This window comes from Clostridium brassicae (assembly GCF_026738875.1).
Lineage (GTDB): Bacteria > Bacillota > Clostridia > Clostridiales > Clostridiaceae > Clostridium_H > Clostridium_H brassicae.
Genome location: NZ_JAPQFJ010000003.1, coordinates 59,885 through 77,276 on the forward strand (window position 1 = coordinate 59,885; position 17,392 = coordinate 77,276).

Genomic DNA, 17,392 nt, shown 5'->3' on the forward strand with positions numbered 1-17,392 from the left:
TGTATATCGGAATATAGTTAGACCATATAGTAATATATAAGAATATTTGGGAGGGCTTTTTATGGCAGATTATAAGAAAATGAATAGTAAATCAATAGTTGAATATATAAGAAATTTGAACTTAAATATCTTTTATAAAGAGAAAAATCTTAAAGCAGAAGAAATAGGTGATGGAAATTTAAATTTAGTTTTTAGAATTAAAGGAGAAAACAGTGGAAAGTCCGTTATAGTAAAACAAGCTTTGCCTTATTTAAGAATAGCAGGAGAAGGGTGGAAGTTAACTTTAGATAGAAATAGAATAGAAGCTGAGGCTATGTTTGAACAGGAAAAAGCTTGCCATGGATTTGTTCCTAAAATATATAAAGTGGACAAGGATAATTGTCTTTATGTTGCTGAAGATTTAGGGAGTATGGATATTTTAAGAACAGGTTTTATGGAGATGAAAAGATATCCTAATCTTTCAAAACAGATAGGAAAGTTTTTATCTAGAAATCTTTTTTATACATCAGATTTAGGCGTTGGTCCTATTGAGAAAAAGAAAATGATAAGTAAATTTATAAACCCTGAATTATGTGATATAACTGAAAAATTAGTTTTAACAGATCCATATATGAATGCAGAATCGAATAATGTAAATCCATATATTATGGAAGATGCTAAAATACTATGGAAAAATGAAAAGGTTAGGTTGGAAACAAGTAAATTAAAGAATCTTTTTATGACTAAAGCATAGGCGCTATTACATGGGGACTTACATACAGGTTCGATTTTTGTTTCTGAGAATAGAATAGTTATTTTTGATACTGAATTTGCTTTTTATGGTCCCTATGGATATGATATAGGATTACTATTTGCAAACTATATATTAAATTATTCTTCTTGGGAAGGTAGAAAAGATAAATCAAATAAGCAAATTGAAGATTTTAGAGAATATTTATTAGAGTCTATTAAAGAAATATGGAATGAATTTGAAAGAGATTTTGGGCAGCTTTGGGATAATGATTCCAAAGAAATTACAACTGGAGTCAAGGGATATAAAGAGTATTATATAAACAATTTGTTACATGAGACTATAGGTTTTGCTTCTTGTGAAATAATGAGAAGAGTTTTGGGAATGGCACATGTACCAGACTTAGATTTTATAAAGAATGAAGAAGAGAGAGCTGAGGCTCAAAGGCTTGCTTTAAATATAGGACAAGAAATGCTGATTAGAAGAAATGAAATAAATAGTATAGGTGGATTAGTTAAGTTAATTAAAGAACAAATATAAAGGAGGATTTTGTATGGAAGGACTACTTGCAATTAAATGGGATGATAATAGAGATAAATTGATATTACTGGACCAAACTAAACTTCCAAATGCAATCGAATACATTGAGTATGATTCAATAGAAGGTGTTTGGACAGCTATTAAAGATATGATTGTAAGAGGAGCACCAGCTATAGGTGTTGCTGCTGGATATGGATTATATTTCGGAATAAAAGATGTACCAGAAGAAAGCTTTTGGATAATTATAAATGAAAAAGCAGATTATTTGAATTCTAGTAGACCTACAGCAGTTAATCTTTCCTGGGCTCTTAATAGGATGAAGAAAAAAGCAGAAGAATCAAGAGAAAAACCTATATCAGAAATAAAGAAAATTTTGAGAGAGGAAGCTAAAAGAATTCATAAAGAAGACATTGAAATTTGCAGATCTATTGGGGAAAACTTTATGCCATTAATAAAAAATAATATGGGTATTTTAACTCATTGCAATGCTGGACAACTAGCTACTTCAATGTATGGTACGGCAACTTCGCCAATTTATCTTGCTTATGAAAAAGGATGGCATATAAAGGTTTACTCAGATGAAACAAGACCAAGACTACAAGGTTCTACTTTAACTGCCTTAGAACTATATCAAGCAGGAATTGATGTAACCACTATAACTGATAATATGGCGGCAGTTGTCATGGCACAAGGAAAAGTAGATGCAGTTATAGTTGGGTGCGATAGAGTAGCTGCTAATGGAGATACTGCAAATAAAATAGGAACATTTAATGTATCAATTTTAGCTAAATATTTTAGAATACCTATGTATATAGCTGCTCCAACACCAACAATTGATCTAAGTACACCAACAGGAGATGAAATTCCCATAGAAGAAAGAGGTTCAAAAGAAATTACTTGTAGATTTGGTGTGTGGACAGCACCTAAAGGGGTAAAAACCTATAATCCTTCTTTTGATGTTACTCCTCATGAAAATATAACTGCAATAGTTACTGAAAAGGGAATTGTTTATCCTCCATTTAAAGAAAATCTAAAAAAGTTATTTAAAAAATAATGAATAATTATTCACGTATATGCAATGAATACACGATACATATACTGTAAAAATAACAAAATTATGCTATAATAATTCATATAAATTTTAAGGAGAGGATTAAGAAAAATTTTTTATTAAAACTAAGTCTAATGTTTATGATTGCTTTATTTACTATTATATTTGCTAATGATATTAAACATTATCTATCTAAATTATGAAAAGGAGTAAGCGATTTGAAGACACACATGTATAAAATTATTTTTTTTATTGATTTGCTCTTTATTTTTTTTATTCCAATTTCATCCAAAATATTTACTAGAAGTGGCAGTACTTTAGATTATGTAATACCTTATTGCAGTAGTTTTTTATCTTTTCTAACAATAGGAATACTAGTTGGTGTTCTATGTATAAAAAAAATTCTTAATACAAAAAAGGAGTGAAATTTCACTTCTTTTTAGTTTTGTAAAAAATCATAATTGATTTGAATTATTTATGAAGTTAAAATATATTTTTATAGCAACATAAATAGGGTTTGGGTTTGAAAAATTTAAAAATAATCCCTAAAAGACAAATTAGTATAACAAATTCAAGACTACTGATAAGCATATTTTATCATTAGTCTTATTATATTTGAGGAAATTGCATGAGAATTAGAATAAAACACTTATTTCAGAGGAAAATTAATTTTGAAAGGAGAGAGTCTAGTGAATAGAAAAAGAAATAAAAATATTGAAATAGATCTTGGAGACTTGCCAAGTAATTATGTTTTAAAAATAGAGGATGATTTTATAGCTAATAAAAAAGAAAATATTGATACACTTCCAGAGGAGTTTTCTGATGAAAATAATATTATAAATAAAATAGATGTATATGATAATAAAAAGAATTAGAAAGCTATTTATTAACAGTATAAGAATTTTTATTTACGGAAATATTAGATTTGAGAGGAGTGGTGTTATGCAATTAAATACAAAAGATATAATAAAACAAAAAGTGCTTGATGCACAAGAAAACGTGAGAGATTATCAAGAATATGCAAAGCAAGTAGATAGCCAAGAAGTAAATGAAGCATTTAAAAATTTTGCAGAAGAGTGCGCTTATCAAGCTCAAAAACTTCAACAATTACTTTCAAAGTATGAAGGGAAATAATTTGATATTTTATTCTAGAAAGGGTAATAAAGTATGAAAAAAGAGATGTTAAAAGGTGAAGCCCATAAAAAAGGTGGAAAACATGATGGAGTGAAACCTAAAGATAGGCCATTAGGAAATAAAAAAAATCCTTCCGAATATAAAAGTTTTAACGGAGAAATAATTGATTAGTATAATTGCATAAGAAGGCTGTCAAATATGATTAAAATATCGTATTTGACAGCCTTTTCTTTTGAAATGATAAATATTTTTATAGGTTATAGTATAAAAATGAATATTGTAGAATATAAAATTTACAAAGAGGATATCAGTAAGAATATAAGATTTCAGTTTAGAAAATCAATCTTTGGGGGAGAGTATATGGATTTTTTTAGTGTTATTATTTTATCTATGATATGTGAGGCTACATGGGAAACTATTAAAATGGCTATACCATTTAAGATAGAAAAATGGGTTGATAGAGTATGTGCTATGGCTATAGGTATATTTTTAGCAATTGCAAGTGAAGTAGACTTTTTATATATGGTAGGTATACAACTATCAATTCCTTATTTAGGAATGATTTTAACAGGACTATTAATAAGCAGAGGAAGCAACTTTATGCATGATATTTTATCAACTATAAGCAATGTTCACCAAAGTACAAAGACGAATAATAAGCAATAATCATTTATCTAATTGAGAAACTTACATTTTGCATTCTCTAGTTTTTAATTATGTAATTTACTCAAGTACTAAACGTGGAATTAAATTATTCAATATAAATTTTTGTGAAAATTAAGAAGTTATTTGCTTAGAATTAGATAGTACATGTAAAAGACGTATTAAATTATAAAAAAGTTATGATATAATTAATTGAAATAGAACACATAAGGGAGGAAAAAAGAATGCAGGAAATAGTACAATCCGTAGATAGATCCCTTTCTATATTGGAAGTGTTATCTGATTATGAAAATGGGCTTGGTATTACTGAAATAAGTGAAAAGGTAAACCTACATAAAAGCACTGTACATAGATTACTAGCTACACTGATATATAAGGGATATGTTGAGCAAGAAGATAAAGCAAATAAGTATAAGTTAACTTTAAAGTTATTTGAACTTGGAAATAAAAAAATACAGAAAATGGACTTGGTTACGGTGACAAGACCATATCTAAAAGAGTTAGTGGAAAAGACTAATGAAGTGGTACATTTAGTTGTAAGAGAAGGTACTGAAATCATTTATGTTGGAAAAGAAGAATCACAAAATACAATAAGGACACACTCTAGAATAGGGAATAGAAGACCTCTTTATTGTACTGCTGTAGGTAAATCTATTTTATCTTATATGGAAGATGATCAAATTGAGGAAATATGGAATAAAAGTAATGTAGAAAAACTTACAGAACATACTATAACTGATTTTAATGAATTCAAAAAATATTTAAATGAGGTACGAAAAAAAGGGTATGCAGTAGATGAACAAGAAAATGAAATTGGAGTAAGATGTGTAGGAACTTCAATTTTTAATTATAAAGGAGAAGTATGTGGGGCTATAAGTATTTCAGGTTCTATAATTAGTTTTACTCAAGAGAAATTAGAAGAATTTTCGAAACTTATAATTGAATATGCAGAAAAAATATCTAAGGAACTTGGCTACAGAGGATAATGTAGTCAAGTTTCTTTTATTTCAAGAAATATATAATAATAAGAATTTTAAAGAATGATACATATAAAAAGGGATAGAAGTTGATAATTTTAAAATATAAAAAATATTTGTTTTGATATATGAAACTATATTTTGTATAATGAAATAAATTATACGAATATATAGGAGGATAATTATAGTGAGAGAAAAATTAGATACTTTAAAAAGGATTACAGATGTAGGTGTAGTTGCAGTTATTAGAGCAGATAATGCTGATATGGCCGAAAAAATATCTAAAGCATGTATAGAAGGTGGAATACCTGCTATTGAGGTAACTTTTACAGTTCCTAATGCAGATAAGGTAATTACAGCTTTAAAAGAAAAGTTTACAAAAGAAGAACTTATAGTAGGAGCGGGTACAGTTTTAGATAGTGAAACAGCTAGAATAGCTATACTTGCTGGAGCACAATACATAGTTAGTCCAGGGTTTGATTTAGAAACAGCAAAACTCTGTAACAGATACCAAATTCCTTATATGGCAGGATGTATGACTATAACTGAGATGATAAAAGCTCTAGAAGCTGGAACAGATGTAATAAAATTATTTCCAGGAAGTGCGTATGGACCAAGTATAGTTAAAGCAATAAAAGCACCACTTCCACAAGTATCTATTATGCCAACAGGTGGAGTTGACATAAACAATGCAGCTGAATGGATTAAAAATGGGTGTGTTGCAGTAGGTGTTGGTGGAAAACTCATTGAAGGAGCTAAAACAGGAAATTATGAAGAGGTTGCTCGCTTATCAAGAGAATTTGTAAATAAAGTTAAAGAGACAAGAGAGGGCTTAGCCTAGGAGGAAAAGACATGAGTAAAAAAGTTGTAACTATGGGAGAATTAATGCTTAGACTATCTACTCCAGGTCATAAAAGATTTGTTCAAGCAGAATCCTTCGATGTAGTTTATGGAGGTGCAGAAGCCAATGTAGCTATATCTCTAGCAAATTTTGGATTAGATACATATTTTGTGAGTAAACTTCCAGATAATCCAATAGGTGAAAGTGCACTAAATTCTTTAAGGAAATTTGGAGTTAAAACTAATTATATAGCTAGAGGTGGGGATAGATTAGGTATATATTTTTTTGAAAAAGGAACTTCTATAAGGCCTTCTAAAGTTGTATATGATAGAGAAAACTCTTCAATGGCTACAGCAGATCCAGAGGATTTTGATTTTAATGCAATATTTAAGGATGCAGATTGGTTTCATTTTTCAGGAATTACTCCTGCTCTAGGAAAAAAAGGGATAAAAATTGCAAAGAAAGCTGTAGAAGCTGCAAAGCAAAATGGTGTTAAAATAAGTTTGGATTTAAACTATAGAAAACAACTTTGGAAAATGGAAGAATTTGAAAATGTTATGCTAGGGTTACTACAGGACGTAGATGTATGTTTTGGATGGCTTAGCAGTGTAGAGGAAAAAAAGGATGAATATCAAGTAGCTGACTTTGCAAAAGAAGGAATTCATATTAAGAGATTTGAAGAAATTTTTAGTAAGATGATAGAGAAATTTAATATAAAGTATGTAGTAACGACTATGAGGGAAAATTTTTCAGCTTCTTATAATGCTTTATCTGCTGTTATTTATGACGGAAAAGAAATATACCAATCAAACAGGTATGATTTTAATATAGAAGACAGAGTAGGTGGAGGAGATGCTTTTGCCGCAGGGTTAATCTATGGGTTAATTATGGAAAATGATTATAGAAAAGCTCTTGAATTTGGAGTAGCTTCTTCTGCACTAAAGCATACTATTGGTGGAGATGCTAATTTAGTAACTGTTGATGAAGTTATGGAGATTGTAAATGGAAATATATCAGGAAGTGTTAGAAGGTAATACTAAAGGGTTATAAAGATATCTTATCTGATGGGTACTCTTCATTCTTATAAAGACAAGTTCACAAGACAATGTAATAAATATACAGTATAATATATTAAAAACAATGATTATACTACATTTTATACTAGGAGAGAAGAACATGAAGGTAAGAACAAGTGATATTGTATTTAAAGCGATTGAAGAGAAAATATTTAGTGGTGAATGGAACCCTGGTACAAAAATTACCTCTGAACCACAATTAGCAAAAGAACTAAATGTAAGTAGGATATCCGTTAGAGAAGCTATAGAAAAAATGGTGGCTTTAAACATACTAATAAAAAAGCAAGGGGAAGGGACTTTTGTTAGTGAGTTATCTACTTCTACTTATCTAAATAATTTAATACCTATACTTACTTTGGATAAGTATGACTATATAGAAATTTTAGAATTAAGACTGGTTATGGATGTTGAAAGTGCTAAACTATGTGCTAAGAGATGCAGTGAAGATATAATAAAAGAGTTAGAAGAATCATATAATGAAATGCTTCAGTATCAAGGAGATATGAATAAATTTACGGAAAAAGACTTAGAATTTCATATGAAGATAGCAGAAGGTACACAAAACTCATTAATTATAAAAATAAATGAGATGTTAAGAGATATACTTGACTATCATCAAAGAGGGTTATATCATACATTAGGACCTGGTGGAGGCATTAAGGAGCATAAGCTTATACTAGATGCTATAAGGAATAGAGATGCTGAACTTGCTGGAATATTTGTAAGAAGACATATAGAGAGAACTATAAAAGAGCTAAAAAATATACAGAAGTAAATTTAAGTTGATAAATAAAACCATCTATGTATTATACATGGATGGTTTTTCACTTTATGAAACTCATTTTCATAAAGTGAATAAAATCTATTGACAAAGAAACGTTTTCAAATTAAAATATACTTGTAAGACAAGTGAGGTAAAAAAATATATTTTTTTATAAAAACTCTCGATAAGTCTGGAAAATAGCAATAAATACATAAATATATGTCATACAAGTACTTAGAGAGGATGATTTTAAAATGCTAAGAAGTCAAGAAATAAGAGCAAAAGCACCAGAGATGGATTCTTTAAGACTAGGTTCAGGTTGGAAAGAGGAGGAACTTTCAAAACCACAAATAATAGTAGAGAGTAGCTTTGGACACAGTCATCCAGGAAGTGCTCATCTAGATGTATTAGTTGAAGAAGCATGCACTGGTGTAAATAGTGCTGGAGGAAGACCAGCTAAGTTTTTTGTAACTGATATTTGTGATGGTCAAGCACAAGGACATGATGGAATGAATTATTCTCTAGCTTCAAGAGAATTTATGGCTAATATGATAGAAACACATGTAGAGGCAACTCCATATGATGCGGGGGTATTTATAACAAGTTGTGACAAGTCAATGCCGGCACATCTTATGGCTTTAGCTAGGCTTAATATGCCGACTGTAGTAGTTCCAGGAGGTATAATGGATGCAGGGCCTAATATGCTAACTTTAGAGCAGATAGGAACATACAGTGCACAGTATGAAAGAGGAGAAATATCAGAAAAAGAGTTTACTACTTTAAAACATAATGCTTGTCCAAGCTGCGGAGCATGTTCTTTTATGGGTACAGCATCCACAATGCAAGTTATGGCAGAAGCTTTAGGGGTTGCACTTCCGGGAACAGCACTTATGCCCGCTACATCAGAGAATATTAAAATGTCAGCTAGAAATGCAGGAAAACACGCTCTTAAACTAGTTGAAATAGGAATTAAACCTTCGGAAATTATGACTAAAAAAGCTTTTGAAAATGCAATAATGGTACATGCTGCTATAGCAGGCTCAAGTAACAGTTTACTTCATATACCAGCAATTGCTCATGAGCTTGGAATAGAAATAGAAGCAGACTTATTTGATGAGATTCACAGAAGAATTCCTTATATATTGAATATCAGACCAAGTGGATTTTATCCAGGAGCTTATTTCTGGTATGCAGGTGGAGTACCAGCCATAATGGAGGAAATTAAAGAGTTTTTACATTTAGATGTTATTACGGTTACAGGGAAAACTTTAGGAGAGAATCTAAATGATTTAAAGAAAACTGGATATTATGAAACTTGTAATAAGTACCTTCAGGCTTTGGGAATTAAAAAAGAAGATATAGTAAAATCTAAAGATAATCCAATTCAAGCTCAAGGTGCAATGGCTATATTAAAAGGAAATTTAGCTCCAGAAGGTGCTGTAGTAAAACATTCAGCTGTATCTAAAAAATTAATGAGTGTTGTATTAAAAGCTAGAACTTATAATTGTGAAGAAGATGCATTAAAGGCTGTTCTTACAAAAGAAGTTAAGCCCGGAGATGCAGTATTTATAAGATATGAGGGACCAAAGGGGTCAGGTATGCCAGAGATGTTCTATACTACAGAAGCAATAGCTTCAGATCCAGAGTTGGTTGAATCCATAGCTCTTATAACAGATGGTAGATATTCAGGTGCCACAAGAGGACCAGCAATAGGACATGTATCTCCAGAAGCTAGTGAAGGAGGTCCTATAGCATTAGTTGAAGATGGGGATCTTATAAAGATAAATATACCAGAAAGATTGCTTGCCATAGTTGGAGTTAAAGGAGAAGAAAGAACAGAAGAGGAAATTGAAGAAATATTAAAGGAAAGAAGATTAAAATGGATAAAACCGTCACCTAAATATACTAAAGGTGCTTTAGGAATTTACACAAAGCTTGCAGTATCACCAATGAAAGGCGGATATATGGAATAATACTCCATATATTCCTCTAAGGCAATCTAAATCATAGTAAACTTAGAAATAATTTTTAAAATACATTAAATTCATTTAATCTAATCTAATCTTTAATATTAATTTTAGGGGAGGAGTTTCTATGTTAACGGGACCATTATTAATTGGAGTATTTTTACTTTCAGTCGTTGTTTTATTAGTAACTATTATAAGATTTAAATTAAATGCATTTGTATCATTATTGCTTACAGCTATAGCTACAGCAGTTCTAGTTAGAATGCCCGTTGAAGATATCGCAACTACAGTTTCTAAGGGATTTGGAAACACTTTGGCAGGTATAGGTATTGTAACAGGCCTTGGTGTTATGCTTGGCAAGTTTATGTTTGAGTCAGGCGGTATAGAAGTAATGGCAAATACTATTCTTAAAAAGTTTGGAGAAAAGAACACACCACAAGCTATTGCTGTGTCTGGTTTTCTTACAGGGATTCCTGTATTTGGTGATGTAGTTTATATTATGTTTGCACCGATGCTTAGAGTTCTTTCTAAAAAGACAGGAGTTTCTATGGTAACATATGCTGGAGCACTTTCTGTTGCGACTACATGTACATATGCTTTAGTTATTCCAACTCCAGCGCCACTTGCAGTATCAGAAGCTTTAAAAATAGATGTAGGTGTATTCTTTATATACGCTTTAGTTTGTGCTTTTATAGGAACGCTTGTTGGTGGAATTATATACGGAAAATATATTGATAAAATTGATCATAAAAATAATCATACATATTCTTTTGAAGATGTAATATTAGAAGAATCAGTATCAACAACAGAGGATTCTAAAGAAAAACCAAGTTTTATGAAATCGTTATCTATACTTCTTGTACCTATTTTACTTATTTTAGCAGGAAGCTTTGGATCAATGATTCTTGGAAAAGAGAGTGGATTAACCCCTTTACTTAAGTTTATTGGTGATAAAAATGTAGCTATGCTTATTGGTGTTATTTATGCAGCGCTTATTTCCATGCCATATATAAAAAGTGGTGTTTCAGATATTATGACTGAAGCTGCTGACCAAGTTGGGCTAATTCTTTTGATCACAGGTGCAGGAGGTGCTTATGGTAAAGTTCTTCAGTCTACAGGAATTGCAGATTATATTGCAACAGCTCTATCAGGATTTGCTATTCCAATTTTAGTACTTTGCTTTATCATTTCTCAAATAATTCGTTGCGCACAAGGTTCTACAACTGTTGCTCTTTTAACGACAGCATCCATACTTGCCTCAACAATTGCATCTTCAGGAGTTTCACCAATATTATGTGGAATTGCTATTTGTGCAGGAGGTATTGGGTTATCTCTTCCAAATGATTCTGGATTTTGGGCAATTAGTAGATTCTTTAAAATTTCTGTTAGTGACACTATTAGAGGATGGACAATCGGAGGGTTTATTGCAGGATTAGCAATACTTGCAGCAGTATCTATTTTATCATTATTCCAAGGAGTGCTTCCAGGGTTAATGTAAATTTAAAATTAAACTGCAGTAAAAAAAGACTTTTGTAGCTTAATAGTTATAAAAGTCTTTTTACATATAAAATATCATGATAGTTTTTGGTGTTTGAAAACCTGCAAAATATATTTCAAATAAAAAATATAAAATTTTAAATATGCACCCTCTTAAATTTAGTTTATTATTCGTATATTAGTTAAGTGTAATATACGAAAATATTTGTTTAAGAGGTGAAATATGTTTAACCAAAGAGATAGTATACAGAAAAAATGTGAAATAATTAAAGAAGTAAAGAAACTAAATGACTTGGGAATATCAAAAATAGTTGATATATGCTTTGATAATGAAAAGATTTATGTAATTGAAGAGTATGTAGAAGGAATATCACTAGAGAAATACGTTAATAAGAATGGGTTTTTATTAAAGGATGATATATATAGTATTGTATTAAGTTTATGTGATATTGTAAACTATCTAAATAAATTAAATGAGGTTATTACATATGGAAGCTTGAATCCAGCTAATATAATAATAACTTCAAATAAAAAGATTGTCTTATCTAATTTAGGGATGTCACAAGAAACTAGGTCTATTGATAATAAGTATATTGTTTATAGTATTGACAGTGACTATACTTGTATAGGAGAATATGACTTGAAAAAGCATAATCAACAAAATGTATATAACATTGGAACAATAATGTATTTTATGGCTACAGGAAAGTTGCCATCTATATATTTAGAACCTCTCATAGATGAAAATTATTCTAGTTATGTTGATTATAGTGTAAAAGACATTATACAAAAATGTTTTAGGATTGATTCTAAGGACAGGTATGTATCAATCCATGAATTAAAAAAAGAAATAATAATAAATTTATTGAAAGACAACAAATATACTAAATCTACTGTTTCAAGTAGTCTTGATACTAATACAGGAATTTTTGAGGTGGATATCAGAGTTGAAAAAAAGAGCAGATTTAAGCTTAAAACAATACTTATGGGAGGGGCAGCACTTACAGGAGTAATTGTATCAGCAATATGTAATTTAATCATAAGAAGCAAAATGTTATGGAATTAAATATAATTACTATAAAGATATGGAATAACTTATTTAAATAAATCCGTTTTATAATTACCCCTTTTAATTTTACATATTATTGTAATTTTTAGATTATAATGAAGATAATTTAAAAGAAATGTTACGTAAAACATGCTACATTAAGCATATTATATATGGTATAATATGCTTAAATTTATAATTAATATAAAAAATGGAATCAAAAATCCAAATAATTTTAACTTGAAGTTTTTAAAGATAGAGTTTATAGAATATAAAAATTACTATATATATTTAATTTATAATTACAATAAAATAAGTAATTAGTAATTTTATTAAGGGGGAATATGGCTATGAAGAACGGATTTACAAAAATATTTTGGGGATTTTTATTTATAATGATTAATTTTAGAATAACGGGATTTGACATTTTACCTGATCCAATAGGATATTTATTATTTTTTATAGGATTTAAGGAATTGTCTTCAAAAAGTAATTATTTTATAAAGGGAAGAAATTGTAGTATTATAATGGTAATATTATCTATATTCACTATATATCAAACTCCTCCAAATGGTAAAGGAGCTGGTTTGATTAAACTAGGAGTTTTAGAAAAATTTATTATACCAATTAGCATTATAGTATTAATAATAGGAATATATATTGTATATAATTTGTTTATGGGTGTTAAAGAAATGTGTCATCAACAAGAAAATACACTTTTATATGATGAAGCTGAAGATTTATGGAGAAAATATATATATTTAACTATAGGAATTGTATTTTTGGGATTACTAATTCATATACCACTAATTGCAATCCTATTTGCTATTGTTTTAGCAATAGCATCAATTATATTGGCAGTTAAAATTATGAAATTTATAAAGAAATGTGAAAGTGTATTAATTTGAATGTTATAAAATTACTTGACATGAATTTTTAACCATGATAAAATTAAGAAAATTTAAAAAGGAGGTCGTTTAAATGGTAGTAAATAATGTAGTATCACAAAATAAAGTTCAGTACAAACAACAAAATGAAACAAAATTATATGTAAACGACCTGTATAAAAAGTATTAAAAAATATTTTTATAATTTGACATGTTATGCCACAGGTGGTTTGCCTGTGGCTTTTTAATGTATTAAATAAATGTCTATATAAGAATTATACTTAAAAAGCCAGACTATACTTAACTTTAAATAGGTAGTATAGTTTGGTTTTTTACATTTTAGAAATTTACTTTTATACAGGTAACGGGAAAGGAATAACTTATGAAGAGGTTAACGAGGAACTTAAGAAAAATACTGAATCCTTATTTAGGATTGCCAAAAGAAATGTATGTTTTATTTGTAGCAAGAATGATTAATGCATCGGGAGCTTTTGTTTTTCCACTTTTAACTTTGATTTTTACAAAAAAGCTTGGAATGTCTAATTCTCAGGCTGGATTATTTATAACTTTATGTGGAAGTTTATTTGTACCAAGTGGTATGATAGGTGGAAAATTAGCAGATTCCTATGGAAGAAAAAAGATTATTGTAACTGTAAATACATTAGCGGCACTAAGCTATATAATGGCTGCATTAGTAGGTACATCTATGAAAATGATACCTTTTATAATGATTGCTAGTGTATTTATGGGAATGGCAGATCCAGCTTATTCAGCAATAATAGCTGATTTGACTAATCCAGAAAATAGAGATGGAGCATATTCGCTATCTTATATGGGGTTTAATTTAGGATTTGCTGTAGGACCTATAATAGGAGGATTATTATTCGAGAATCACTTGAAGCTTTTATTTATAGGAGATGCACTTACTGCACTTATAGCAACAGGATTAATAGTTATTTTTATTAAGGAAACAATAAATAAAACTCATGAAATTATTGGAGAGGAAAGAGAGTTAGAAAAAAGAGTAGAAGGATCTATATTTCAAGTGTTAACAAAAAGACCTATATTAATTTGGTTTGCATTGATTATGTTCGGATATAGTTTTGTTTATGCTCAATGGAGCTTTATGTATCCAATGTATGTTGAGAAAAGTTTTGTAAATGAAGGAGCAAAATTATATGGTAAATTAGCAAGTTTTAATGGAATTATAGTAATAACATTAACTCCAATTATTACATCACTTTTATCTAAAGTAAAAAACATAATGAAAGTGTTTTATGGAGGTGTTTTATATGCCATAGGTTTTGGAATGCTTGGATTTGTAAATACTAAGTTAGCTTTTTTTATTTCAATATTTATATTTACTATAGGGGAAGTTATAGTGACAATAAGTTCTACACCTTTTATTGTAAATCATACCCCAGCATCTCATAGAGGCAGAATGAATGCCATACTTCCTTTGATTATGAGAATGGGAAATGTTTTAGGACCAGTAGTTATGGGATATGTATTAAATAGTTACTCTATTGTTATTGGATGGAAAATAGTGGGGAGTATAATGGTGGCATTTGCATTGTTTATGCTTGTTTTAAAGAAACATGAAACAAATATTGAAATGAGTTAATTTATCAAATTTAAGTATTTCATATTATTATATTGTTTTATAACAAGTTCTAAGCTTAAAATAAAGTTGAAATTTATTTTAAGTTTAGAACTTTATTTATTTGATATCTAACAATTATAATAATCTTATTTTTTAAAATAGGAGTAAAGGGAGTAAAGAATGGTTAGAACCCGAATAAAGGTTTTCTCTAAAGGATAACGAATTTTAAGGAGTAAAACTCCTAAGAATTCTGTTAGTAACTTTCAGATGTAGTAAAAACGCTATCTGAAACCAAGAACCCTGTTTATTAGACTTATAAAGAAATTATTAAGTTTTACAAATAAAATAATATAACAATTATAATAAAAATTGTAGGAGGTACCTTACTATGAAAGAAAAGATATTAGTAGTGGAAGATGATGAAGAAATTGCTGAAGCTATAAAAGAATACCTTGAAATGGATAAATATGAAGTTATATGGGCATCTACTGGCAAAGAAGGACTTGATGAATTTTATAGGGGGAAATTTGATTTACTATTGATAGATATTATGATGCCAGAAATGGACGGATTTACATTATGTAAAAATATAAGATTAAAGAGTGAAGTGCCCCTTTTAATTATAAGTGCAAAACATGGTGATTTAGATAAGGTAAAAGGGTTGGAATTGGGTGCTGATGATTATTTGACAAAGCCTTTTAGTCTTGTAGAGCTTAAAGCAAGAATTGAATCTCATTTAAGAAGGTATAGAAGATACAAAAATTCAGAAATTGATGAGGGTGTATTAGAGTATAAAGGAGGTCTAAGGATATATAAGGATAAAAAGGATTTGGAAATAGACGGAGAGAAAATTCGTTTAACATTAAAAGAGTGGGAACTTTTAATGTTAATGATTGTAAATCCTAATAGGGCATTTACTAAAAAAGAAATTTATGAAAATGTGTGGAATGAAAAAGATATTAATGGGAATAACACTGTAACAGTTCATATAAAAGAGATTAGAGAAAAGCTTAGGGATAGTATTAAAAACCCTAAATACATTGAAACAGTATGGGGAACAGGATACAGATTTATTGGAGAAAAAATAATATGAAGATTAAAAAATGGCTAACCGTTTCTTATATTTTTGTCATGATGATCCCTATGCTTGCAGCATTTTTTATTTATCAATGGATAGTGAATTATAATACTAAAGTTGAAGTAAATGATTATGTAGATAATCTAACTATTTTTGATAAGTATGAAAAACGTCTTCAAGATCCAAAATTATATGTAATATCATCTAAAGAACATAATTTAGTGAATGAAAAAGATAAAAATAAAGTAGAGATTACTTTATATGATAAGGATGGACTAAAAATATATTCTTCAATTAAAGATGATATGTTTTTTTATGAAGTAAAGGAACGATTGTACTCTGGTCTTTATGAATTAAAACATGGTTATAAGGCAGACAGTATAAAAAAACCTATATTTAAAAACAATGATATTGTTGGTTTTTATGAAATTATAGTAGCTCGTACAAAATGGATTGAAGGGGTTAATAATAGAACTATTTTAGGATGTATTTTGTTTGTAGCCATATTTGTAATAGTTTTAATATCTGTTATTAAAATTATCAATAAAAAAGTAAATAAACCTTTAAGTTCTCTTATTAATGTAATGGGAAAGTTTGCAGCAGGAGAAGAGATACAGATTCAATATAATGTTAAAGATGAAATAGGAGAACTCATAGAACATTTTAATAGAATGAAGGATGAGATTGAAGAAAAAAGAAAACAGGTCACAAAAGAACAGAAAGCTAAAGAATACATGATAGCTGCAATTTCTCATGATTTAAAAACTCCTCTTACTGCAATAAGAGCATATACAGAATTGTTACAATCTCAAAGTCCTTTATTAGAGGAAGAAAAGAATAAGGATACATCAATTATATTAAGCAAATGTGATTATATGAAAAATATGATTGATGATTTGCTTATGTATACAGTATTAGCTACAGATTATAAAATGAATTTAGTTAATGTAGAAGGAGAAGAATTTTTCGAAATGCTTTTTTCAGGGCATAATCAGCTTTGCGAAAAAAATGAAATAAAATTTCTATATGATATTTGTGTAGAAGGAACTTATAAAGTAGATGTTAAGCAGATGGTAAGAGTTGTGGACAATCTTATATCTAATGCAATTAGGTATACACCAAAGGGCAAAAATATATATCTTGGGGCGTATTCAGAAGAGTTCCAATTGCCTTTATGGGTTGATGATGATTTTAAATTAGAATTAAATGAGTTTAGAAAAGATGGTGTGGTTTTTATAGTGAAAAATGAGGGAGATAAAATATCAAAAGAAAATATAGATAAGATATTTGAACCTTTCTATAAGCTTGATGATTCTAGAAATGAACAAAGAAAGGGCAGTACAGGTTTAGGGTTGAGTATTGTTAAGCTAATAATAGAAAAACATGAAGGTAAAATTAAAATTTTGTCAGAAGGTGACAAAGGCACAATTATAGCTTGTTATATAAGAAAGGCTAAAGAAATTGCATGATCTAAAAACAATATAGTTGCATGCAAATTTTATTGTTCACTGCTTCAAAAATTTTTTTCTAGGGTTAG

General features: G+C 29.1%; 18 protein-coding genes and 1 pseudogene. All 19 read left to right on the forward strand.

Annotated elements, in window-relative coordinates:
- Nucleotides 1–61 precede the first annotated feature (61 nt).
- Entirely contained in the window at nt 62–733 is a 672-nt protein-coding gene (mtnK, locus tag OW729_RS03705; RefSeq protein ID WP_268060101.1) for an S-methyl-5-thioribose kinase, read from the forward strand.
- Between the two features lie 15 nt (nt 734–748).
- Nucleotides 749–853 (forward strand): annotated as a pseudogene (locus OW729_RS03710) (hypothetical protein); the annotation flags it as partial.
- A gap of 261 nt (nt 854–1,114) precedes the next feature.
- The gene (locus OW729_RS03715; protein WP_268060103.1) at nt 1,115–1,270 is read left to right on the forward strand and encodes a hypothetical protein; all 156 of its coding nucleotides are present in this window, start codon (nt 1,115–1,117) and stop codon (nt 1,268–1,270) included.
- Between the two features lie 13 nt (nt 1,271–1,283).
- Entirely contained in the window at nt 1,284–2,324 is a 1,041-nt protein-coding gene (mtnA, locus tag OW729_RS03720) for an S-methyl-5-thioribose-1-phosphate isomerase (RefSeq protein ID WP_268060105.1), read from the forward strand.
- Between the two features lie 686 nt (nt 2,325–3,010).
- Nucleotides 3,011–3,196 (forward strand): hypothetical protein, encoded by a 186-nt coding sequence (locus tag OW729_RS03725; protein WP_268060106.1) that lies wholly within the window; start codon nt 3,011–3,013, stop codon nt 3,194–3,196.
- A gap of 67 nt (nt 3,197–3,263) precedes the next feature.
- Nucleotides 3,264–3,455, forward strand: a complete 192-nt coding sequence (locus OW729_RS03730; RefSeq protein ID WP_268060107.1) for a hypothetical protein — start codon at nt 3,264–3,266, stop codon at nt 3,453–3,455.
- Between the two features lie 33 nt (nt 3,456–3,488).
- On the forward strand, nt 3,489–3,626 hold the full coding sequence (locus OW729_RS03735) for a hypothetical protein (RefSeq protein WP_268060109.1): 138 nt from the start codon (nt 3,489–3,491) through the stop codon (nt 3,624–3,626).
- Between the two features lie 27 nt (nt 3,627–3,653).
- Nucleotides 3,654–4,121: a hypothetical protein gene (locus tag OW729_RS03740; RefSeq protein ID WP_268060110.1), complete on the forward strand. Its 468-nt coding sequence runs from the start codon at nt 3,654–3,656 to the stop codon at nt 4,119–4,121.
- Between the two features lie 221 nt (nt 4,122–4,342).
- Complete coding sequence (locus OW729_RS03745; RefSeq protein ID WP_268060111.1) at nt 4,343–5,104, forward strand: IclR family transcriptional regulator; 762 nt, start codon at nt 4,343–4,345, stop codon at nt 5,102–5,104.
- 178 nt (nt 5,105–5,282) lie between these two features.
- Nucleotides 5,283–5,936, forward strand: a complete 654-nt coding sequence (locus OW729_RS03750; RefSeq protein ID WP_268060112.1) for a bifunctional 2-keto-4-hydroxyglutarate aldolase/2-keto-3-deoxy-6-phosphogluconate aldolase — start codon at nt 5,283–5,285, stop codon at nt 5,934–5,936.
- A gap of 11 nt (nt 5,937–5,947) precedes the next feature.
- The gene (locus OW729_RS03755; RefSeq protein ID WP_268060113.1) at nt 5,948–6,970 is read left to right on the forward strand and encodes a sugar kinase; all 1,023 of its coding nucleotides are present in this window, start codon (nt 5,948–5,950) and stop codon (nt 6,968–6,970) included.
- A 142-nt stretch (nt 6,971–7,112) separates the two neighbouring features.
- Nucleotides 7,113–7,787: a FadR/GntR family transcriptional regulator gene (locus tag OW729_RS03760; protein WP_268060114.1), complete on the forward strand. Its 675-nt coding sequence runs from the start codon at nt 7,113–7,115 to the stop codon at nt 7,785–7,787.
- Nucleotides 7,788–8,029: 242 nt separating this feature from the next.
- Complete coding sequence (gene ilvD / locus OW729_RS03765) at nt 8,030–9,748, forward strand: dihydroxy-acid dehydratase (protein WP_268060115.1); 1,719 nt, start codon at nt 8,030–8,032, stop codon at nt 9,746–9,748.
- A gap of 121 nt (nt 9,749–9,869) precedes the next feature.
- On the forward strand, nt 9,870–11,240 hold the full coding sequence (locus OW729_RS03770) for a GntP family permease (protein WP_268060116.1): 1,371 nt from the start codon (nt 9,870–9,872) through the stop codon (nt 11,238–11,240).
- Nucleotides 11,241–11,462: 222 nt separating this feature from the next.
- Nucleotides 11,463–12,305 carry a protein kinase domain-containing protein gene (locus tag OW729_RS03775; protein WP_268060117.1) on the forward strand — a complete coding sequence of 281 codons (843 nt, stop codon included), beginning with the start codon at nt 11,463–11,465 and terminating at the stop codon, nt 12,303–12,305.
- Nucleotides 12,306–12,637: 332 nt separating this feature from the next.
- Entirely contained in the window at nt 12,638–13,195 is a 558-nt protein-coding gene (locus OW729_RS03780; protein WP_268060118.1) for a hypothetical protein, read from the forward strand.
- 361 nt (nt 13,196–13,556) lie between these two features.
- A complete protein-coding gene (locus OW729_RS03785; protein WP_268060119.1) occupies nt 13,557–14,798 on the forward strand; it encodes an MFS transporter in 1,242 nt (413 codons plus the stop codon).
- Between the two features lie 367 nt (nt 14,799–15,165).
- On the forward strand, nt 15,166–15,870 hold the full coding sequence (locus OW729_RS03790) for a response regulator transcription factor (RefSeq protein WP_268060120.1): 705 nt from the start codon (nt 15,166–15,168) through the stop codon (nt 15,868–15,870).
- Nucleotides 15,867–17,324 carry a sensor histidine kinase gene (locus tag OW729_RS03795; protein WP_268060121.1) on the forward strand — a complete coding sequence of 486 codons (1,458 nt, stop codon included), beginning with the start codon at nt 15,867–15,869 and terminating at the stop codon, nt 17,322–17,324. Before OW729_RS03790 ends, OW729_RS03795 begins: the two co-directional genes overlap by 4 nt.
- The last annotated feature ends 68 nt before the right edge of the window (nt 17,325–17,392 follow it).